Source organism: Paraclostridium sordellii (assembly GCF_000953675.1).
GTDB lineage: Bacteria > Bacillota > Clostridia > Peptostreptococcales > Peptostreptococcaceae > Paraclostridium > Paraclostridium sordellii.
The window spans coordinates 1,041,093-1,060,887 of sequence record NZ_LN679998.1 but is presented as its reverse complement, the minus strand read 5'-3'; the positions used below and the strand labels follow the sequence as shown (position 1 = coordinate 1,060,887).

Genomic DNA, 19,795 nt, shown 5'->3' with positions numbered 1-19,795 from the left:
GGAAAATTTTTTAACTTAAAAGGGGGACGTTATTATGTACGAAAAATTTAAAATGAGAAACATGACATGGCAAGAATTTGCTAAGAAAAAAGATGATGTAATTATATTACCAATAGGTGCTACAGAGCAACATGGTCCTCATCTACCTACTTGTGTAGATGCTGTTTTAGCAGAGGAGTTTGCTTATCGTATAGCTGAAAAAATTAATGGTGTAGTTGCTCCAACACTTTCATATGGATATAAATCAAAACCATTAAGTGGTGGGGGACCATTATTCCCAGGAACTATTGATTTAAATGGAGCTACATTACAAGCTTTAGTAATGGATATAATTGATGAGTTTGTTCGTGATGGATTTACAAAAATATTTATTTTAAGTGCTCACTTTGAAAATGAAGCATTTATTATAGAAGCAATGGACCTTTGTTCTGCAAAATATGGAGATAAAGTAAAACTTCTTCTTACTAACTGGTGGGATCCAATGTCACCTGATGTAATAGATAAAGTATTTGATGAAGTTGAATTCCCAGGATGGGCTCTAGAACATGCTGCTGTTACAGAAACATCATTAATGATGTATTTTGCACCAGAACTTGTTAGAGAAGATAAAATATTAGATACAGAAAATGCTAATCCAGCAACTTACTTTAGATATCCTATAGAAAAAGATATAGTTCCTGAAACTGGAATACTTGCATCAGCTAAATCATCTTCAGCTGAAAGAGGAAAAATAATTGTAGACGATGTTATTCCAAATATCGTAAAAATAGTTGAAGAGGCGTTTAAATAAATCTTTTAGAAAGAGATAGGTATATTTATGAAATTAAAAGGAATAGTTCTGACAATGCTATCCTCTATTACCTTTGGTTTCGCTTTTACATTAGGTCCTATGACCTATGGTGCTGGAGGAAGTAATCCTGTAACATTAACTTTTTTAAGAAACTTTTTAAGTTTACCATTTTTATTACTAATAGTTTTATTCTTAAAAATTGATTTAAAAGTAACAAAAACTCAACTTAAAAACTTAGTAATATTAGGATTTGTAGGAAATGCAATAACAACATTAATGTTAAATATAGCTTTTGCTCATGTAGATGTAGGAATAGTTACTCCAATTCACTTCACTTACCCAATATTTGTAACACTTGGATGTGTACTATTCTTTAATGAAAGGCTAAGCAAACAAAAGATTATAGCTTTAATTATAGCTATGTGTGGTATAGGATGTTTCTTTGTTGAATCAGTAAATTCTGCTTCTTTTGATTCATCTACATTACTTGGATTAGTTTTAGCAGTAGCTTCAGGAGCATTTTATGCATTTTATATTATATTTATGGATAAAAGTGGCCTAAAAGGTGAATCTCCATTTAAAATAACATTTTATGTAGCTATTGCTTCAAGTATAGGTATGTTTTTCTATGGTATATCTACTCATGAACTTGTTTTATCTTCTTTAACAACTGAGTCATGGGTTATATCTTCAATATTTGCATTTTTATGTACAGTTGTTGCCTTATCACTTTTACAAGTTGGTATAAAATACATTGGAGCAAGTGAGGCAGCTGTTATAAGTACTTTTGAACCTATAACAAGTGTAATCTTTGGAGTTTTATTATTAGGCGAAAGAGTAACACCTCTAAAAATTGTTGCCTGCATATTAATTTTTGCAGGAGTCTTAATACTATCTTTTGCAAAAGAAAATACAAAAGATGACCCACCAGAAACCAATATGGAATTAGAAGTTTAAAAATAAAAAGCCCCTATGTATTTATAGGGGTTTTTTATTTTTAAGATTAATAAATTCATAAATTAATATACTATTAAAAAGTTCTAAATCTATCATTGCATCATCTAAATCTATTTTTAAAAGTTCCTTAATTGTTGATAATCTATAAAGTAATGTATTTCTATGTATAAAAAGTTCTTGGGAAGTTTTTAACAAATGTCTATTGTTTTGAAAGTAACATTTTAAAGTTCCCATTAAATCCATTCCATGTTTTTTATCATATTCTAAAATAGGTCCTAAGTTTTCATAACAATACCTTTGAATTTCTTTAATATCAGAAAGTTCTACTAACCACCTAATAATTCCCAATTCTTTATACTTAATAATTTTTGAGTCTCTATTGTATATATCAATCATAGATAAAGCTTTAAATGCTTCTTTATAACTTATTTTTATATCAGAATTTAATTCTCTTATCCGACTAAAGCTTAAGCTATTTTCAACTTCTGCATATCTAGAGTTTACAAGGTTAAATACAGCCTCTACTGCTTCTACTGATTTTTCCCCTTCGCTATAATCATTTGTAAATATTAAAAACATTAAGTTGTTTGCGTATTCCATTGGAATTAAAGTTTGATTTTCTGTATTTATTGCTTCTTCTAGTGAATGAATTATATGTTTGTTAATTTGTTCTAAATCATATGAAGCATTGGATGGCGTTTTGATTTTAAATATACATACATAGTGAAAAGGCCTTAATTTTATATTATAAAATTCTGCTAGAGCATGTATATCTTCTTGTAGATGGTCTTGAGAAAAGATAATTGATTCTAAAAAACGCTTTGCATTCTTTTTTTCTTCTTGCTTTTGTTCTAATTTAAATAATATTTCTTGTGTAATATCTATTAATTTAATATTCCAAGGCATTACAATTATAGGAAAATCCTCTTCATTTGCCTTGTCTATTACATTTTTAGGTATACTTTCTATATCTTTTTCATCAATTAAAACTACAATTCCAGAAAGCTTTTTTTCAATACATTCTTCTATAAGTAATAAAAAGCTATCATCATCTGTTCTCAAATCTGTGTAAATAACAAATATCAGTTCTTCCCCATAAAGCCACTGTGAAATAGACTCTGTCGTTCTTACGTAAGGCCAAGAAATTTCACGGTTTAATCCCTTTTCCCCAGCCAGTAGTTTTGCTTTTGAAAAATTTTTAAGTTGAAATAAATCCCTGCAACAAATAGCCATAAACCCCATTCCCTCTTTCTCATTTAAAAGTATCTGTCTTTTAAATTATATTATAAATTTTAAATTGATACAATTTATAATGTTTTTATTATTTCGCTATGTTTAAAGATAATGTTGAAAAATAAGATATTATTAAAGGTGTGAACTTTTGTATAAACGGTGTAGGTCTATATCTTTATGATAAAAAATAAGTGCTAAGTTAATCTAATATAGAATAACTTAGCACTTTATATAATATTAGAAATCAATTTTATTTAAATTAATTAGCATCCTTCATTTCATAATCGTTGATATTATTAGCTTTATGAATTTTTACCATAACCATTCTTGCTATAGGTTGTGCAATACTAGTTTCTACAGCGAAAGCTATTGCAAAGTTTCTAGGCCATTTATAGAAGAACGTATAAATAGGTTGCATACTTATTTTACCTGTACCTATCCAAGTACCTATTACAGTTAAAAATATTGACATAAGGAAAACTGTACATAATGTTTCAACTATAATGTGAGCATTAAAGCTATCTTCTTTTGCAATAATTTTAGATTTCATCCATGATGCTGGTTGATGAGTTAATAAAACTAAAATTATAACACTTACCCATATTAAAGGCATTGTTTTAAATGTATTAGCCCATACTTTCATGCTAAATCCCACCTCAAAGCAAGTAATAAGTGGAGCTATTATATTTACAGATATTATTGAGATAATAGCTAAAAATAAAGTAAATTCTTTTTTGTTACGTGGTAATTTCATATAAAATTCCATAGTGTTCATCCTCTTTTCTTTTATTATTTTGAGCAAAAAATAAAGCGCGAGCCTATTTACATAGGCTCGCGCTGAACAATTATACGCGCAAATCTTATATCCTTATTATTATAATAACATATATTATAATAATCTTTCAATCATGAAATTTTTTCCAATATGTATGTTTTTTAATAGATATTTTATTTAAAACTATATAAAATTACTTCGTATTATATAACAATTACGAATAATATAACAAATAAAACCTATACATGCATAACTCTATCCATTTAAACCAATACATATAGTTATTTAAATACTTTGTTGCAACACCATTAAATCCATCCATCCACTTTTTTAAAATTCTGAAATTATATTCCCAGTTCTATCTATTGCACACATTACAGCAACTTGATTTCTTGATATACCTCTTGGTTTAGGTTCTTCATTTTCAGATTTTTTACTTTTTGGACCTCTTAAATTAGGTTTTCGAGGCATAGTAACCCCCTTACTCTTACTATGATTTCCTTTATATGATAATCTAAAGAAAGTTTCATCTGCTTCAACAAGACCAGATACATGACCTGTTCCTATGTATAATCTTAATGCATCTAAAATCTTATGTCTCCAAGCAAATGATGTAGGTACAGTTATTTCAACTATTTCTGCACATTTTCTTATTGAATATCCAGCAACCATGCATTTTATATACTCTAACCATTTTGAAAATTATATACATTTTTAAATTAGTATGGTTATATTTCATTATAATTAGGCTTAGCTATTAAGTCTTAATATAGAAATTAAAATCAAAAAAAGATGCTCAATCCTTAAAAGATTAGCATCCTTTTTGTTAATTTAGATAACTCTAATATAAAATAAACATACATAATTTATTATTTAATATTAACTATATTAAAACCTTGCTTATTAGCCTCTTCATCAAAATTATCTCCATCAATATGAATACAGTAAACCTGATTTCTATATTCTTTAGGAACTAATTCACTTAACTTTCTTAATGATGTATGAACATTCCCTTTTGAATCATCAATACATGTATCATGATATACTAAATTTCCAACTTTCAAAAATTCAACTATATCAATATTAGTTTCATAAGTATCTCCACTATAAAAAATATTATTTCCTGTATCAAATTTTAAAATGTATGAATAGGTATTAAGTGTTTCAACATGTTTAGTTAATTTACAATTTATATTTAATCCTAAAGCTTCAATTCTATTGTTATTTGGGTCTAGGACTTCAAAAGCTTGGTTCTCTTTTAATCCTAGTAATTCTAAAAAAAATTTAATTTTTTCTTTTTCCTTAAAATATACTTTTGATGTTATTTTATATTTCCAAAAGCAAAAACCAATAAATCCACCTAATGAACCTACATGGTCTGAATGCATATGAGTTATTAATATATGCACATGTTTAACTCCATCCATTAAGTTTTTTTCTAAAATCTTCTTAAATACTGTTTCTCCACAATCGATTAATAATAATGTTTCATTTTCTTTAATATATGCTGATGTATTAGCTTCTGTAGAGTGATACCCCGAACCTCTACCTAAAAATGTTAAAGTATTCATAAATTAATCCCCCGTTTAAACTATAATTCTAAATTTATCATAACTCAGCTTATTACCCCTGTATACTACTTATAAGTTTTTTCTAATTGGTATCCATACTTCAAACTTTGAATTCATTGGATCTTGATTTAAATATAGTTCGATATCTGGTGCATCTGCATATTCATATCCTGATGTTGGTAGCCATTCTGTAATTGCTCTTTTTTCAATATCTTGAATTGCAGTTGGCATTTGACCTTCTCCTGGAAAAACTGCCCATGTACATGCTGGTATTGTGTATTCTTCCAATCCTTTTGGCGCTTCTTTATCTGTTTCTACCGCTATGTAATATTCCCATTTATCTAAGTAATCCATACAAGCACTAACTCCTAATACACCTTTTGAATCTGGACCCATAAGAGATGCTATTTCCATAATCTTTCCACTTTGAGCTACTTCTTGCCATAACATTGGTACAGTGTTAAAATTCTCTTCAACATTTTTCTCTAGTAATGCTTTTGCTCCCACTATTCTCATTTCTTCTTTTTTTACTATTCTATATTCCATTTCTTCCACGCCCTTTATAGTTATTTTAAAACTTATAGGTGGATATGCTTTTAAAAAGGTTCCTTCTTTTTGTGCTACTGAAGGTGATACATTATGTATTTTTTGAAAAGCTCTATTAAAAGCTGTTGGCGATTCATATCCATAACGTATTGCAACATCGATTACTTTCTCACCATTTTGTAAATCTAATGCTGCTTTTGTTAATCTTCTGTTTCTTATGTATTCAGATAAAGGAGTTCCTGCTATATATGAAAACATCCTTTGAAAATGATACGTTGTACAACAAGCTATATTAGCTGCTTTTTCATATTTAATTTCCCCATCTAAATTACCTTCAATATATTGTAGTGCTTCATTTAGTTTTTCTAACCATTCCATTAAGCTATCTCCTCCCAAATAATAGTATAATAAATTTTAAATTTAAAAACCTCTCATTTGATGCACAAATATGAGAGGTTTTTATCCAAGTTATAGCATATTCGATTTATTTAATATAGTAAAGAGCCCTTATCTCCTACTTGTGATACTTTACTCTAGGAAGCATATTTTATCTAACTCCAGGTTCTAATATTTTAAACATAGATTTATCACAGTCAATTTCTGCTAAACATCCATAAGGTATAGTTATCATAGGTGATGTATGACCAAAGTTCATATTATATATAATCGGTACATGTTTCAACCCTAATTCATCTCTTACTATTTTTAATATTACTTGTTTATATTCTTCATAATATTTATTATCATAAGGCTTACCTACTATTATCCCTTTTACTAAATTCAAAATTCCCTGAGAACCATAATTTCTTAACCAATATTCTAAGTATGTAGGCTTTGGTGTATCTTCTGATGTTTCAATAAATAATATTAAATTTTTCCATATATCTTTATCTGGCCATATTTCAGTTCCTTTAATCATCTCTAACACTTCTATACATCCACCTATTAAGCGACCTTTAACTATCTCATTGCCTTGTAATATTTCATATCCTTCGTTTTTATAGGTATTTCTTTGTATGTTTTTATTATTAATATCCCATGGTAGATAATCACTAGTCCAAATATCAGAAGGTATTATTTCCCCTATTGAATTAATATCAAATATAGCTTTTTCAAACCAGTATTTTGTATAATCAAACATCTTAACATTTTCTGCAAATTCAGCTAATACAGATGGCCCATAAAAACTAGATATACCAGCCTTCAAGCATATAAAATGTGATACTGTTGTGTCCGAGTATCCTATAAATACTTTAGGATTTTTTCTTATTATATCATAATCTATATATGGTAATATTCTTATACTTTCATTTCCCCCAATGCAAGAAAAAATCCCCTTTATAGATTTATCTTTAAATGCATTCATTAAATCTTCTGCCCTTTTTTGTGGATTTTTATATATATAGTCACTACCTTTTAAAGTATTTTCCATTTCTATAACTTCAAATCCAAATTCTTCTTCTAATCTTTTCTTTCCTTGTTTGTATCTCCATAATATTTCTTCATCTCCTGCTCCTCCCCAAGATAGACTTACTGTTGCTATTTTATCTCCTCTTTTAAGTGCCTTTGGTTTTATTAGCTTTTCCATTGATATTCCCCTTTATTTGTATTTTAAGATTAATCGAACTTGATACAGAAATTACATTAAGAAAAAAGCAATCCATACGGCAAAGATTAGTTCTGATTTCTTAATATTATCGCTTAAATTTTATTCATATATCTCTAAAACAAAATATAAAAATTATCATCCATAATAAATATACATGATAATACATGTTTTATTGAATACTAAAAATGAGTAATAAAAAATATTACTCATTTCTATAAATACGTATTTTGCCTATGAGCTACGTACAATATAATTATCAAACAATCTAAATGTAACACTTCTCTTCACATAATCAAATAACCAGTAGAAGAACTTTGTCCCATAAGACTTTAATATATTATTTAAGTAATATCCTGCTCCAGTTAATACAATTGCTACTAAAATCTTTAGTACAAATATATCACTACCAAACCCTATTGGTAAATTTGGCATAAGAATATTTAGTCCTAAAAATATTGGTGTAGCTAACAATACTATATCAATTAAATATGCAGATAAGATTATAACTGCTAAAGAAAGTATTATTGGCATAGGTATTAATATATTTAATACTCCTAATAAAAAGCAAATAATGCTAGATACTATTCTATGTCCCATATTTCCACCGCCTTTCACATTAATTGTAGCATAAACATAATAGCTTTATTTGATACTTAGTTAGCAAATTACAACATTAAAAAAACACATAATTTTAAGTAAGTGCAGATACTTCTATTAGCAATATATTTATTGAACTAACTTAAAATAAGATATTTCACTTTTAATTAACGAAATTATTTTATAATTGGAAAACGTTTAAACATTATGTATAATATAATCAAAGTTCCAAATTGCTAACAAGGGGATAGAAAGTTATAATTTTATGGGGGTATAATATGTTTGAGTATAAATTTATAGAAGTACCATTAAAACAAGGGTTTAAGATAAAAAAAGGCGACCATTTTGAGAAATGCAAAAACATTATTAATGAAGAAGCAAAGAATGGATGGAGATTAAAACAGATAGTTGTTCCACCATCAGATAGCAATGGGATGTATATTCCCTATTGTTATCAAATAGTATTTGAGAAAGAAATAAATTAGTTGCAAATTTAATATTACCACTTGTAGATAATTACATAGCCTTTATAGGTATTATAATTTGTAATCTTAATATATTACAAATAAATTATAGTAATTTAAAAAACAAATCTTAGAATATTTAAAATACTAAGGTTTGTTTTTTATTTTTCCTAACAGAAAAAAGGGCACTAAATATTACTGCCCTTTACTATTAAGTATAATAATTTATTAGTCTAATTTTACATATTACTATCAGTTGAAACTTAGCTATTAGAATAATATATATGCCATAATTATTGATATAACTATTGTTAATAAAGCAACACCTATTACAATCGCACACTTCTGATATGGCCTCTTTCCATACTCTTGATGTTTTTGAACTTCATCCATATTCTTTCCATCTATGAAAGTAAGTATTTCTCTATATGTTTGGATATTATTATCCTTTTTATGTTTTTCAACTTTAATAGCATAATACATTGATGCTATGGCAATGATAATCCAAATTACAAAACCTGCATTTCCCATGAATTTGTTAAGTGGTACAGCTGACACCATAGTTGTAATTAACAAAATAGAAAAAATATTACCATCATGTTTGAATTTTTCAATATCCTCTGTTTTAATTTCCTTTTTCATTTCTTCAAGGTCTCCTTTAATTAATACGTCAAGAGAGACATTAAAAAGTGAGCTTAGTAATAATAAACTTTTCACATCAGGGTAGTTTTTATTATTTTCCCAATTTGATATAGTTTGCCTAGATACAAATATCTTTTCAGCTAATTCATCTTGTGAAAGTTTCATCTCTGTTCTATATTTTTTTACTTGTTTTCCAATCTCCATACAATGCCCTCCTGCAATATAATTTTATGACCTTAAGTAAATTTTCTCTATCAAAAGTACTTGATATTGCCTGTTTTCACTATGTCAAAAGTGTTTTACATAGTAAAAACTCCTATATTTTTTATAACTTTATCCAATAACGTTTTTTAATTGTTCCATCTGCTTCTATATCACTCTCAAATACTCCCCCATTTGCAAGTATTACCTTTTCACTACATACATTGTCATAGTCACAAGTTATAAGTACCTTATCTAATCCATATTCTTTGCAGTTTATAATATTTTGTCTAAGCATTTCTGTTGCATAACCTTTTTTTCTTTCACATGGACGAACAGAGTATCCTATATGTCCTCCCCATACACTTAATATAGGATGATTATCAATGTTATGTCTAAAATCAATAACTCCAACAATTTTATTATCTGTTAATCTAACAGCTATATATGTATTAGAAGTTACCATATCTGATGGGCAAGTTGTTTTACTTTCAAGTAAATCAATTCTATCAATCCATTCTTTTGCTGTAGAACAATCTCTTAGGTTTCCACATCCTGCCATATCATCCCCTAATTCTAGAAACTCTCGCCTGTATTTCATAATATCATTAGCATATTCTAAAGTTGGTTTTATTAACTTTATCTCCATTTCACAAATACCTCCCTAAATTTTTATTTATCGATACATCTTTATTTACTTTAATATATAAATTAATTATAGCAGAACTTAAATTTCATTAAGTATCTAAAAAACAGATGTTTTTTTAATATTAAAAAGGAGCATTAAACTTTAATACTCCTAATACTTAGTATCGTTATGTTATTGGAAAATAAATAATTCATCTACCGTTACTTCTAATACACTAGCCAATTGAAAAGCTAGGGAAAGTGTAGGGTCATATTTATTGTTTTCAATTGCATTTATAGTTTGCCTTGACACATTACATAATTTTGCTAAATTTTCTTGAGATATATTTTTTTCTTTACGAAGCTTCTTAATATTATTATTCATATTAATTTCCATATTTCCTTTTATTAATAAAAATGCTCACAGTAAATATAATAGATATTAACCCTAAAGAAACTATAGGTGTATTTTCCATAACAAAATTGCTGTATTTTTCAAAGAAAATTGTGTATATTACATCAATAAATAATATTCCTGTATATACTAAAAAGGATTGTGTACAAGACTTTGATAATATATATTTTTTTCGCTCATCACCTTGTTTTGAAATTGATATTAACATAAAAATACTACAGATAAATGATACTACTAAAAATATCATAGCAAAATAGACAGAATATAGTTGAAACATTTGTATATTAGATAAATTAGTATCTATAAAACTCACCTCCTAAAATGTAAAAAGTATTTTACATTTTAGGAGGTGAGTTTTATTTGTATATAGTTCATATCTTTCTATATTTCTAAGTAATTTTTATTATCTTAAAGTTTATAGCTTAAAAGGATGTCCAGTAAAACAGATGTTTTTTGAACACTAAAAAAGCACTTAATTTTAAGTAAGTACTTTTTATTATTAATATCGAGGTTTCTTATTTCTTTTGTATCCATTTATAAAAAATACTACTGATGCCATCAAAGAAACAACTCCCCAAAATATATTATTTTCAGGCTCTGTTAGATTAAATTATTGATATACTCCTATGTAAAAAGATATATGTACTAAATTTTTTATAATTCTATTTATTTACAATTTCTTTTAGTTTACTTAAAATAGTATATTCTTCGTCATATATATCTTTTATCAACACTGAAAGTTCTTTCAAAAGATTTCTATTCAATGTTTCTGACAACTCCCACATTAAATTTCCAACCTTATCCCATTTATTTGATACAGATATATATTTATTTCCTATCTCTTTAAAATCCTCGATTTCAATTATGTTACTTGATTGTATTAAGAACTCTCCATACATTTTTCTAAAAATTCCTCCACCTGTTCCACCATCAGCACTTATTTGAAAATAGTTAGTAATACCTGCTATATTAAGTTTTACATCATCAAATTTATCCCACTTTAAAACTTCTTTAGAAAACTTCTTTATACCATTCAATCCTAATAGTTGTGCTGGAGCATTTAACATATTTTCGCAAGTTTCATTTATTGCTGAAAATATTATAGATTTAGTTATAGTAGTATGTTCGTTAAAATTTATATCGAGGTATTTATTTTTAGCAGGAAATGGTCTATGATTACTATTACGAGCCATCTCTACTTGGTCATAAGCCACTAAATGAAAGTCTTCTGAAATATTTCCTTTAGGGGTTCTAATAGCGTAGTCAGAGTTATCTCTATCACTTATATAGAATTTTTCATTTTCATCATCGTATCCAAAGATAACTATAGCATGTCCACCAAAATGGTTATCTTCATCCAAATTTAGATAATCAAGATAAGGCATATCAGCGTATATCAAAACTGGTTTATCTTCATTTAAAAGTTTAATGGTTTTATCAAATGCAGACTTATACTTACCACTTGATTTGCATTTAATTTCAATATTAAGTCTTTCCCCAAGTTTTTTTTCAAATTCAAAAGGTTTTGTTCTTCCTGATACCATAGGTGATTTATCAAGATTTATATAACAAAATGATAATCCAGAACCAATACCAAAAATCATTTCCTCTGTTATCGGATAATCATAATAGTTAAATACTTGTTTTAATGCAGTTGTAATACAATGCTTACCACCTGTAGGTTTAAAATTCTCAATTATTTTCTTCATTTTCAGTCCCCCCCTTTTTTTACCATAGTAACATATATAATAAGACAACGTTATGTCATATTTGTATAATTAAATAAAGTTAGTAAACCCTACTTTTATATCCTTCAATTTTTGTGTCTATAAACGGAATTATGCTATGTATCAATATATTCTTTTTTATAACTTCTTTATCAGTATTAAAACTTTGTAACCACTTGTACCCACTCACATAGTTCGGTAAGAATTTAGTTGAAACACCTTTAAATCTGTACATCCATCATAAAGTCTTTCAAGTGCATTATAAATAACCATTCCATTTCTACTATACCATCTATATCACCAACACCCACAAATGATTTTATACAATCAAAAACCTTATTTCTCATATAGAATGATGTTTTAACACTTACCCCTACATTTTCGGCATTCTTTCTTATAGAAAGACCTCTTATCATCCCTTTATTTACTACAAAGGTATATTCACAATGTGGACAACATGCCTTTTGCTAAACCGTGCTTCTCTGAACTCTTTATTAAGTTTAATTGAACGCTCAAATGAATGCGCCTATTGTTAGTACCCTATATATCCTACAAGCTATACTTTTATTATCTGCTTTCCATAGTAAAAATCATTAAGTATATCTGCTAATTTCTCTGGAGCATCATTATTTACTTCATGTTTAGCATTTTTTATAAATTTCATTTCTGCTTTTGGTATACTTTCAGCTAAATTTTTTGTAGCCTTTTTATTTGCCTTATCTTTTTCTCCACAAAGCAATAAAACTGGGCATGAAATATTTTTTAAACCTTCATTAAAATTTAAATCCATCATTGAATTTGTCAGTTTAATAAAATCATTCTTCTTTATCCCCATACTTTTAAATGACTTCTCTGGTATAAACTTAAAAACAATATTTTGTAGCTTAAGTAATGTTTTGGGCATTTCATATTGTGCCGCTATTAATACTAATGAATTAACTTTTTTAGGATTATCTATAGCATAATTTAATGCAAGAACTGCCCCCAATGAAAGCCCACATAGATCTAGTGGTTCTGAAATACTATTACAATAATCTGAAAAAGCTTTATACAGATTTGAATATCCTACGTTTTCTCCCTTAACAAATGAAGATAACTCTGGACAAACAATATTGTCTTGTCCAATCATATATGAAGTTGTTTCATTAAAGCTTGATGAATTTTGTCCTAGACCATGAATTAGTATACGTTGCATTACGTAGTTCCTCCCCGTTTATACCTTTTTTTATAGTTATATATAAGCTTTTTTATTAATTATATCATTATAAAAATATAAAAATATATTTTATTAATTTTCATCTTATAATTTCTAAATACATATTTTAATATATACCCTAACTCGTATTTTACGAGGTGGGGTATATGGTAAAACATGAATTTAGAAGAGATTGTGTAAAGTTCTTCATTTTAAAAATTGAAAGGATGTGTATAACTGTGAAAGATGAAAAACAAAATGAATTTAAAAAACCTACTCCAAAAGAATTTAACGAAATGCTAAAGGATATAGGCTTCGTAGCCTCTACACATAAATATGAAAATTTTTATATTGAAAGAGATTTAGTCAAACATAAACAGTTTGATGAGGAAGTTGATGTAAATAATGAAGATAAAAATACATCCAATTAGTGTTACCTTTTAGGTACTACTTAGTTTGATTTAATTGTTATATCTATTTATATATATATAAGCTTCAGATTTTATATAGTAGTAATTAAATTAGTAAAAATATTATTATTTAAAGTATTAAAAGAAAGTTATAGGATATAATCTTAATACAATTTATAACTATATTATTTTTTATAAAAATATAAATTTAATTTCTTAGGCAATATATTATTTAATTATAATAAAGTTTATAATTAACAACTCTAGATTATAACATCTGTTTTATAAACAAAATAATAACATATTGATTTTCTTATTTAATCTATTCATTAAATTGAAATTTACTATTACTCATAACTCATACTTACATACTTCATTTTAATTGATACAAACTTTAATAAATAATTCATCAACCAAAACGTGGCAACATAATAACATGCAAAAAAACTTATACTCTTAATAGTCATTACACTCTCAAAAACTAGTAAAATGCAATTAATTATACAAAATAACAATTGTAAAATATAATAAGAATCTTTTTTAACCCTAATCTTATTATTCTTTATAGTGTAAATAATAAATTTCTTTTTATATGCTATTAAACTATATATTAAAAAAATCAATGGTATTAAAAGGGCACAAACCACAAGTACTATATATTCTATTTTAATCTCCCCCTTTTTAATATTGAAATCATCTTCTCAAATAAATAGCCTAAAATATATGCTACTAAACAGTATTTTAAATATACGTTTGCAGAATCATTCATATATATTAATATCACAATGAAAAATGCAGTAAGTGATGTAATCAATGGAATTATAAATCCTATTTTTTTCCTAGAACACATCACGCCCTCTATAAAAAAAGATAATGGTACAATACCTACTAATCCAATTATAAATACTCCCTTTAATTTAAAACCCACTCCTAATATAATAACTACTAACATAGTTATTATAGGAATAAAATTCCCAAATACATTTTTCTTCACCTTATCCCCCTATACCTTATTTAATTTTTACTAAATTAACTACCCCTTGTTTATAACCCTCTATATGTTTATTACTTAAAGAAATTATTAATATTCATATTTTTTATATTTTATCCATAAATTCTTCTATGTCTTTTGATTCTTCCCAAATCTCTACTGCTCTAGGATCAAGTAAATAAAGTATAGAACCATTTAAAACTTCTACATATTCTCCATCTTCAGAACCAAGGGCAGACCTTGTAATTTTCAATCCTTTACTCTCATAATATTTTTTCGTTTCTTTATATAATTCTTCTCTTTTTTCTATATAACTTTTAACTTCATTATTTGAAAAACTATAAGCATCTACCATTGTTTCCCCTTCTACAAAAGTTTCTTTTGTAGATTCTTTTTCATCCCAAAGATGAATTTCTCTCCAGTTAAAGTATATCTCCCCTTCATCTGGTATAAATGAGAATTTCGAAATAATATATATGTAATTATTGTAGTTTACCTCATAGTAATCAGGTATATCTTTAAAGTTCATAAAATAGTTTATATAATTATCTGGAAAAACTTCTTTTTTTACGAAAGGAATACTTTCAATAAATTTGTATATTGATTCTTCACTTTTAAAAACTCCTATATCATAGCTTCTTTCATATTGTTCTATTTTTAATAAGTATGCCATAATTCCTCCTTAATTATAGTTTGTTTTAATATAATGTAATTTAAATTTATAACTTATTTACATCTATAAATCAGTTAATCTATATCCTTATCATAAAATGCAGAGTATAAAACTTTAGTACGTTTTTCAATCATTTTCTTTGTTATCTCAGTGTTTAAAAATGCATCATAGCCATGAAAAACACTTTTAACATCTTCTAACTGAACCTTTACCCCTGCTGATTTCAAAGATTTAGCATAATCTATACCTTCATCATGAATACAATCATATTGGGCTATCTCTATATATGCAGGTGGCAATTTTGAAAATCTTTTTGCCAAAATTGGGCTTATATACTCTTTCTTTCCCTTAATTCCATTTCTCAAATAGAATTTCCACGACTTTTTTCTTATAGAAGAATTCCATAGAGGACAGTCTGAATATTTTTTCATAGATTCAGTTTGCATACGTAAATCAGTTACTGGATAAATCAACATTTGAAAACACGGTTTTATGTTAGTTTCATCTCTACACCATAGTGTACACGAACCTGTTAATGCACCTCCAGCACTATCTCCACCTAATGCAATTTTCTTTTTGTTTACGTTAAATTGTTTAGCATTTTCCCATATATATTCAATTGCATTGCAACAATCTTTAAACGGTGTTGGAAATGGATATTCATCAGAAGTTCTATAATGTACAAATACAACCATACATTTTGCTTTTTTAACATATTCACAAACAAGTCTATGCATGTATGCCTCATCTTTAAAGAAAAATCCACCGCCATGAAAATAAATAAGGCAAGGTATATTGCTATTCATATCTTTTAGCTTATAAATGCTTAAAGGTATGCTTTCTTTATCCTCAGTCTTAATATATCGTATTTCTCTGGTAATATCATCAGGGATTTTGGGTAGTCCTTCTTTAGATAATAATTTATTAACTAATTTTATATTTGATAATGTCACTACTTTATCTGGTATACTGAATTTATTCATTAGATAATAGCCTTTTGTCAAAGGGTATTTCTTGTCACGATAATAAAACCATAATCCTATTAGCCCAGCAATACCTGCTGATATAACAAACCTTTTTTTCATTATAGTTTCTCCTTTCTATAACACAGGACACCTAATTTAAAATTGTGAAATTATGCAAAAAGCCTTCATTGTACTAATACTTAATTTCACTGTTATATGCTTATATTTTGTATAATTTCATAGTATAATACCCCAAATTATAAATTATCCAGTAGTTTAATAACCAGTTCCTATAATTATACAATAGCTAGTCCTCATTTATATATCATTAATACCTTATTGTTACATTTATTTCTAATTAATAATCTACACATATCCATATATTGGATTTTATAAGAAAAATCCAATTTTAAATAATTGAAATTAACCTTAAAAAATGGTATGCTATCAAAAGAAATTAAAAAAATGTCGTTACTGTATATACTATCAATTACAGGATTAAGATTGATTATATATTAAAGAGCTTATTTTTATAGGCTCTTTTTATATCTTATTAAGAATCAGACCTTTAGGTCATTGGCTAGGTGAATTGATTTGCCTAGACTTAGATTAAATAAAACGAATTTTTTTAAATGATAAAGAGAGGTAATTATATGATAAAAATTGACAACTTGTCCTATTCATTTCCGCAAAGAGATCTATATAATAAGGTTTCATTTACATTAGAAGATGGACAACATTGTGCTTTTATAGGAGCAAGTGGTAGCGGAAAAAGCACACTTATAGATATAATAATGGATCCAGAAAAATATATGTTTGATGGTAATTTAGAAATGGATCCAAATTTAAGAATTGGTTATGTAAGTCAGTTCTCACAACTAGATAAAATAAAAGAAATTACAGTTTTTGAATATATAGCACAAGAGTTTATAAAGCTACAAGATGAAATAACATCTATTTGTAGTGAAATGGAAAACTCTACTGATATTGATGCTTTACTAGAAAAGTACCAAGAAGCTTTAGATGCATTTGATGCAATTGATGGTGATGATTATGAAAGTAACATTAATAAGAAACTAAATGTTGCAAATTTAGCTAAGCATAAAGATAAAATGATATCTGAACTTAGTGGTGGAGAATTTAAACTTATTCAAGTTATTAAAGAAATGCTTAATAACCCAGATTTAATGATTATGGATGAGCCAGATGTGTTCTTAGATTTTGAGAACCTTAATGCTCTTAAAGATTTAATTAATTCTCATAAGAAAACAATTTTAGTTATTACACACAACAGATATTTATTAAATCATTGCTTTAATAAAATTATCCACCTTGAAAATACAGAGCTACAAGAATTTGATGGTAGATATATGGATTACAACTTCTCTCTTCTTCAAACTAAAATCGAGTTACAAGAAATGTCTATTGCTGATGAAGAAGAAATTGCAAGAAATGAAGCTTTAATAGAAATATTAAGAGAAAAAGCAACTTATAATGCTGAATCTTCTAGAGGTAGAGCTCTAAAGGCTAGAGTTAAAATTCAAGAAAGATTAGAAGCTAAAAGAATTAAAGCACCATTTGTAGATATTAAACAACCATATATCAATTTAGAAACAAATAATGAAATTGAAGAAACTATTGCTCTAGAAGCTTGTGACTTTGGTGTATCATTTGATGAAGTTCTTTTAGAAAACGTTAACTTCGAGATAAAATCTACTGATAAAGTAGCTATTATTGGTACAAACGGTGTAGGAAAAACTACTTTATTAAAAGAAATATTTAAAAATAATAATGAATCTATTAAAATAAATGAAAATATTAAGCTAGCTTACTTATCTCAAATGCAAAGTGAGGTAGTAAATGAGTCTAATACAATACTTGAAGAGTTTTATGATGTTGGATTTGAGACTTATGGTGAAATTAGAAAATATGTTTCAAGATATGGTTTTGGTTCAGATATACTTACACAAAAGATTGAGTCTTTATCTGGTGGAGAAAAAAATATACTTCAATTGGCTAAGGTTTCTGCTAGTAAAGCAAATATGTTATTAATGGATGAACCTACAAGCCACTTAGATATTTATTCTCAAATGGCTCTAGAAAAAGCCATAGCAGATTACAAAGGTGCTATTTTAATGATTTCTCATGATTATCATTTTATAGTTAACTGTGCGGATTATGTTTTACTTATTGAAGATAAGACAGTTAGAAAAATGAGTATGCGTAAGTTTAGAAAGATGATTTATGCTAATCATTTTGACAAAGATTATTTACAGATTGAAGAAAAGAAAAAAGCAGTTGAAATGGAAATAGCTTCTGCTTTAAAGGATACTGATTTTGAACGTGCAAAAACTTTATCTACAAAGTTAGAAGAGTTAATTAAATCACTTTAAATAAATAAACCCCTTAGAATTGATAGTGTCAATTTTAAGGGGTTCTTTTGTAAATTAAAATCTATAGACTATCTTATCAACAATTCATTTTTTGTTTTCTATAAACAGATGGTGATACTCCTGTTTTCATTTTAAATTTTTCAATAAAATAACTAGTACTACCAAATCCACACTGATAAGCTATATCTGAAATTGAATCATTAGTTGTAGTTAATAAATCTGAACTAACTACCAATCGGTAATTAATAATATATTCAAAAATAGTACAGCTCATATACTTTTTAAATTCACGACAACAAGTACTTTTAGATAAATTAACTTCTTTTGCTAAATCATTAAGTTCAATTTTTTCCATATAATGATTACATATATAGCTAATTATATCTTTTATATACGAACTATTATTTTTAGCATTATCATTGGGAAATGATACAAAATAAGATTTTATTAAAATATTCCATACCTCTACTAATAATATAAATATTTGTAATTCAAACCCAATATCTTTCTTATTATATTCTTCATAAATTTTAAAAATATTATTTAGTATAACCGATTGCCATTTAATATCATTTTTCAAAATACAATAATTAATCCTAGAATTATCTATATAAGGTTGTATATATTTTATATTTATAATACTGCCTGTGAAACTAGATATAAAATCTGAATGAAAAGCTAAACATATATAAGAACAATCACTTCCCTTATAATTTTTTGCCTGGTGTAATTGTCTTGAATTTATAAATATTCCTTCTCCTTCAGATAAAATTATTGAGTCTCCATCAACATTAAAATTAATATTCCCTTTTGTTACAATACAAAATTGCAATTCTTCATGCCAGTGCCAATCAATATATCCCAAAATATTTTCACTTATTTTAGTTTTATAAATTGTAATTGGAAATTCAAATGAACCCTGTTGTGTTATTTCTTTTTTATTTTTATTAGTAATAATATTATTAGCCTGCATAACTTCACCCTCTTTTTGCTAATTTTAATTTTTTAAATTTA

20 protein-coding genes and 2 pseudogenes are annotated in these 19,795 nt (G+C 26.7%); 5 read left to right on the top strand and 17 right to left on the bottom strand.

The window, feature by feature from the left end:
- Nucleotides 1-34: 34 nt before the first annotated feature.
- Both ATCC9714_RS05185 and ATCC9714_RS05180 read left to right on the top strand, forming a co-directional pair.
- Nucleotides 35-790: a creatininase gene (locus ATCC9714_RS05185; protein ID WP_021128518.1), complete on the top strand. Its 756-nt coding sequence runs from the start codon at nucleotides 35-37 to the stop codon at nucleotides 788-790.
- A gap of 27 nt (nucleotides 791-817) precedes the next feature.
- Complete coding sequence (locus tag ATCC9714_RS05180) at nucleotides 818-1,747, top strand: DMT family transporter (protein ID WP_057544649.1); 930 nt, start codon at nucleotides 818-820, stop codon at nucleotides 1,745-1,747.
- A 21-nt stretch (nucleotides 1,748-1,768) separates the two neighbouring features.
- Here the strand turns inward: ATCC9714_RS05180 and ATCC9714_RS05175 are convergent, their stop codons facing one another.
- The 7 genes and pseudogenes from ATCC9714_RS05175 to ATCC9714_RS05145 all read right to left on the bottom strand — a co-directional run bounded on the left by ATCC9714_RS05175 (nucleotide 1,769) and on the right by ATCC9714_RS05145 (nucleotide 8,078).
- A complete protein-coding gene (locus ATCC9714_RS05175; protein WP_244465159.1) occupies nucleotides 1,769-2,989 on the bottom strand; it encodes a PucR family transcriptional regulator in 1,221 nt (406 codons plus the stop codon).
- A 250-nt stretch (nucleotides 2,990-3,239) separates the two neighbouring features.
- Nucleotides 3,240-3,746, bottom strand: coding sequence for a hypothetical protein (locus ATCC9714_RS05170; protein ID WP_021123636.1), 507 nt, complete (start codon nucleotides 3,744-3,746; stop codon nucleotides 3,240-3,242).
- 259 nt (nucleotides 3,747-4,005) lie between these two features.
- Nucleotides 4,006-4,451, bottom strand: a pseudogene (locus tag ATCC9714_RS05165) (IS1595 family transposase); the annotation flags it as partial.
- Between the two features lie 173 nt (nucleotides 4,452-4,624).
- Nucleotides 4,625-5,326 (bottom strand): MBL fold metallo-hydrolase, encoded by a 702-nt coding sequence (locus ATCC9714_RS05160; protein ID WP_057544647.1) that lies wholly within the window; start codon nucleotides 5,324-5,326, stop codon nucleotides 4,625-4,627.
- Between the two features lie 69 nt (nucleotides 5,327-5,395).
- Nucleotides 5,396-6,250, bottom strand: coding sequence for an AraC family transcriptional regulator (locus ATCC9714_RS05155; protein ID WP_057544646.1), 855 nt, complete (start codon nucleotides 6,248-6,250; stop codon nucleotides 5,396-5,398).
- A gap of 169 nt (nucleotides 6,251-6,419) precedes the next feature.
- The gene (locus ATCC9714_RS05150; RefSeq protein WP_057544645.1) at nucleotides 6,420-7,460 is read right to left on the bottom strand and encodes a S66 family peptidase; all 1,041 of its coding nucleotides are present in this window, start codon (nucleotides 7,458-7,460) and stop codon (nucleotides 6,420-6,422) included.
- 252 nt (nucleotides 7,461-7,712) lie between these two features.
- A complete protein-coding gene (locus ATCC9714_RS05145; protein ID WP_057544644.1) occupies nucleotides 7,713-8,078 on the bottom strand; it encodes a hypothetical protein in 366 nt (121 codons plus the stop codon).
- A 278-nt stretch (nucleotides 8,079-8,356) separates the two neighbouring features.
- Here ATCC9714_RS05145 and ATCC9714_RS05140 point away from each other — a divergent pair, with 278 nt between their 5' ends.
- Nucleotides 8,357-8,563 (top strand): DUF4177 domain-containing protein, encoded by a 207-nt coding sequence (locus ATCC9714_RS05140; protein WP_021123626.1) that lies wholly within the window; start codon nucleotides 8,357-8,359, stop codon nucleotides 8,561-8,563.
- A gap of 249 nt (nucleotides 8,564-8,812) precedes the next feature.
- Here the strand turns inward: ATCC9714_RS05140 and ATCC9714_RS05135 are convergent, their stop codons facing one another.
- From ATCC9714_RS05135 to ATCC9714_RS05110, 6 genes and pseudogenes are all read right to left on the bottom strand, one after another.
- The gene (locus ATCC9714_RS05135) at nucleotides 8,813-9,388 is read right to left on the bottom strand and encodes a helix-turn-helix domain-containing protein (protein WP_057544643.1); all 576 of its coding nucleotides are present in this window, start codon (nucleotides 9,386-9,388) and stop codon (nucleotides 8,813-8,815) included.
- A 121-nt stretch (nucleotides 9,389-9,509) separates the two neighbouring features.
- Entirely contained in the window at nucleotides 9,510-10,034 is a 525-nt protein-coding gene (locus ATCC9714_RS05130; RefSeq protein ID WP_057544642.1) for a GNAT family N-acetyltransferase, read from the bottom strand.
- 171 nt (nucleotides 10,035-10,205) lie between these two features.
- A complete protein-coding gene (locus ATCC9714_RS05125) occupies nucleotides 10,206-10,397 on the bottom strand; it encodes a helix-turn-helix transcriptional regulator (protein ID WP_021123621.1) in 192 nt (63 codons plus the stop codon).
- Nucleotides 10,398-11,089: 692 nt separating this feature from the next.
- Nucleotides 11,090-12,136, bottom strand: coding sequence for a BtrH N-terminal domain-containing protein (locus ATCC9714_RS05120; RefSeq protein WP_057574298.1), 1,047 nt, complete (start codon nucleotides 12,134-12,136; stop codon nucleotides 11,090-11,092).
- A 79-nt stretch (nucleotides 12,137-12,215) separates the two neighbouring features.
- Nucleotides 12,216-12,653 (bottom strand): annotated as a pseudogene (locus ATCC9714_RS05115) (hypothetical protein); the annotation flags it as partial.
- Between the two features lie 57 nt (nucleotides 12,654-12,710).
- Nucleotides 12,711-13,349, bottom strand: a complete 639-nt coding sequence (locus ATCC9714_RS05110) for an alpha/beta fold hydrolase (RefSeq protein WP_057544640.1) — start codon at nucleotides 13,347-13,349, stop codon at nucleotides 12,711-12,713.
- Between the two features lie 167 nt (nucleotides 13,350-13,516).
- Here ATCC9714_RS05110 and ATCC9714_RS05105 point away from each other — a divergent pair, with 167 nt between their 5' ends.
- Nucleotides 13,517-13,780, top strand: coding sequence for a hypothetical protein (locus ATCC9714_RS05105; protein ID WP_021123613.1), 264 nt, complete (start codon nucleotides 13,517-13,519; stop codon nucleotides 13,778-13,780).
- A 640-nt stretch (nucleotides 13,781-14,420) separates the two neighbouring features.
- Here the strand turns inward: ATCC9714_RS05105 and ATCC9714_RS05100 are convergent.
- From ATCC9714_RS05100 to ATCC9714_RS05090, 3 genes are all read right to left on the bottom strand, one after another.
- On the bottom strand, nucleotides 14,421-14,753 hold the full coding sequence (locus ATCC9714_RS05100; protein WP_021123611.1) for a hypothetical protein: 333 nt from the start codon (nucleotides 14,751-14,753) through the stop codon (nucleotides 14,421-14,423).
- Between the two features lie 103 nt (nucleotides 14,754-14,856).
- On the bottom strand, nucleotides 14,857-15,423 hold the full coding sequence (locus ATCC9714_RS05095; RefSeq protein ID WP_057574299.1) for a hypothetical protein: 567 nt from the start codon (nucleotides 15,421-15,423) through the stop codon (nucleotides 14,857-14,859).
- A gap of 74 nt (nucleotides 15,424-15,497) precedes the next feature.
- Complete coding sequence (locus ATCC9714_RS05090) at nucleotides 15,498-16,508, bottom strand: alpha/beta hydrolase (protein ID WP_057574300.1); 1,011 nt, start codon at nucleotides 16,506-16,508, stop codon at nucleotides 15,498-15,500.
- Nucleotides 16,509-17,041: 533 nt separating this feature from the next.
- Here ATCC9714_RS05090 and ATCC9714_RS05085 point away from each other — a divergent pair.
- Nucleotides 17,042-18,781 (top strand): ABC-F family ATP-binding cassette domain-containing protein, encoded by a 1,740-nt coding sequence (locus ATCC9714_RS05085; protein ID WP_057574301.1) that lies wholly within the window; start codon nucleotides 17,042-17,044, stop codon nucleotides 18,779-18,781.
- A gap of 76 nt (nucleotides 18,782-18,857) precedes the next feature.
- Here the strand turns inward: ATCC9714_RS05085 and ATCC9714_RS05080 are convergent, their stop codons facing one another.
- Nucleotides 18,858-19,754, bottom strand: coding sequence for an AraC family transcriptional regulator (locus ATCC9714_RS05080; protein ID WP_057574302.1), 897 nt, complete (start codon nucleotides 19,752-19,754; stop codon nucleotides 18,858-18,860).
- Nucleotides 19,755-19,795 lie beyond the last annotated feature (41 nt).

What these genes read in the sequence shown, in the direction of transcription:
- ATCC9714_RS05185 (WP_021128518.1), top strand. Translation starts at nt 35, where the DNA reads ATGTACGAAAAATTTAAAATGAGAAACATGACATGGCAAGAATTTGCT.
- ATCC9714_RS05180 (WP_057544649.1), top strand. Translation starts at nt 818, where the DNA reads ATGAAATTAAAAGGAATAGTTCTGACAATGCTATCCTCTATTACCTTT.
- ATCC9714_RS05175 (WP_244465159.1), bottom strand. Translation starts at nt 2,989, where the DNA reads ATGGGGTTTATGGCTATTTGTTGCAGGGATTTATTTCAACTTAAAAAT.
- ATCC9714_RS05170 (WP_021123636.1), bottom strand. Translation starts at nt 3,746, where the DNA reads ATGGAATTTTATATGAAATTACCACGTAACAAAAAAGAATTTACTTTA.
- ATCC9714_RS05160 (WP_057544647.1), bottom strand. Translation starts at nt 5,326, where the DNA reads ATGAATACTTTAACATTTTTAGGTAGAGGTTCGGGGTATCACTCTACA.
- ATCC9714_RS05155 (WP_057544646.1), bottom strand. Translation starts at nt 6,250, where the DNA reads ATGGAATGGTTAGAAAAACTAAATGAAGCACTACAATATATTGAAGGT.
- ATCC9714_RS05150 (WP_057544645.1), bottom strand. Translation starts at nt 7,460, where the DNA reads ATGGAAAAGCTAATAAAACCAAAGGCACTTAAAAGAGGAGATAAAATA.
- ATCC9714_RS05145 (WP_057544644.1), bottom strand. Translation starts at nt 8,078, where the DNA reads ATGGGACATAGAATAGTATCTAGCATTATTTGCTTTTTATTAGGAGTA.
- ATCC9714_RS05140 (WP_021123626.1), top strand. Translation starts at nt 8,357, where the DNA reads ATGTTTGAGTATAAATTTATAGAAGTACCATTAAAACAAGGGTTTAAG.
- ATCC9714_RS05135 (WP_057544643.1), bottom strand. Translation starts at nt 9,388, where the DNA reads ATGGAGATTGGAAAACAAGTAAAAAAATATAGAACAGAGATGAAACTT.
- ATCC9714_RS05130 (WP_057544642.1), bottom strand. Translation starts at nt 10,034, where the DNA reads ATGGAGATAAAGTTAATAAAACCAACTTTAGAATATGCTAATGATATT.
- ATCC9714_RS05125 (WP_021123621.1), bottom strand. Translation starts at nt 10,397, where the DNA reads ATGAATAATAATATTAAGAAGCTTCGTAAAGAAAAAAATATATCTCAA.
- ATCC9714_RS05120 (WP_057574298.1), bottom strand. Translation starts at nt 12,136, where the DNA reads ATGAAGAAAATAATTGAGAATTTTAAACCTACAGGTGGTAAGCATTGT.
- ATCC9714_RS05110 (WP_057544640.1), bottom strand. Translation starts at nt 13,349, where the DNA reads ATGCAACGTATACTAATTCATGGTCTAGGACAAAATTCATCAAGCTTT.
- ATCC9714_RS05105 (WP_021123613.1), top strand. Translation starts at nt 13,517, where the DNA reads ATGGTAAAACATGAATTTAGAAGAGATTGTGTAAAGTTCTTCATTTTA.
- ATCC9714_RS05095 (WP_057574299.1), bottom strand. Translation starts at nt 15,423, where the DNA reads ATGGCATACTTATTAAAAATAGAACAATATGAAAGAAGCTATGATATA.
- ATCC9714_RS05090 (WP_057574300.1), bottom strand. Translation starts at nt 16,508, where the DNA reads ATGAAAAAAAGGTTTGTTATATCAGCAGGTATTGCTGGGCTAATAGGA.
- ATCC9714_RS05085 (WP_057574301.1), top strand. Translation starts at nt 17,042, where the DNA reads ATGATAAAAATTGACAACTTGTCCTATTCATTTCCGCAAAGAGATCTA.
- ATCC9714_RS05080 (WP_057574302.1), bottom strand. Translation starts at nt 19,754, where the DNA reads ATGCAGGCTAATAATATTATTACTAATAAAAATAAAAAAGAAATAACA.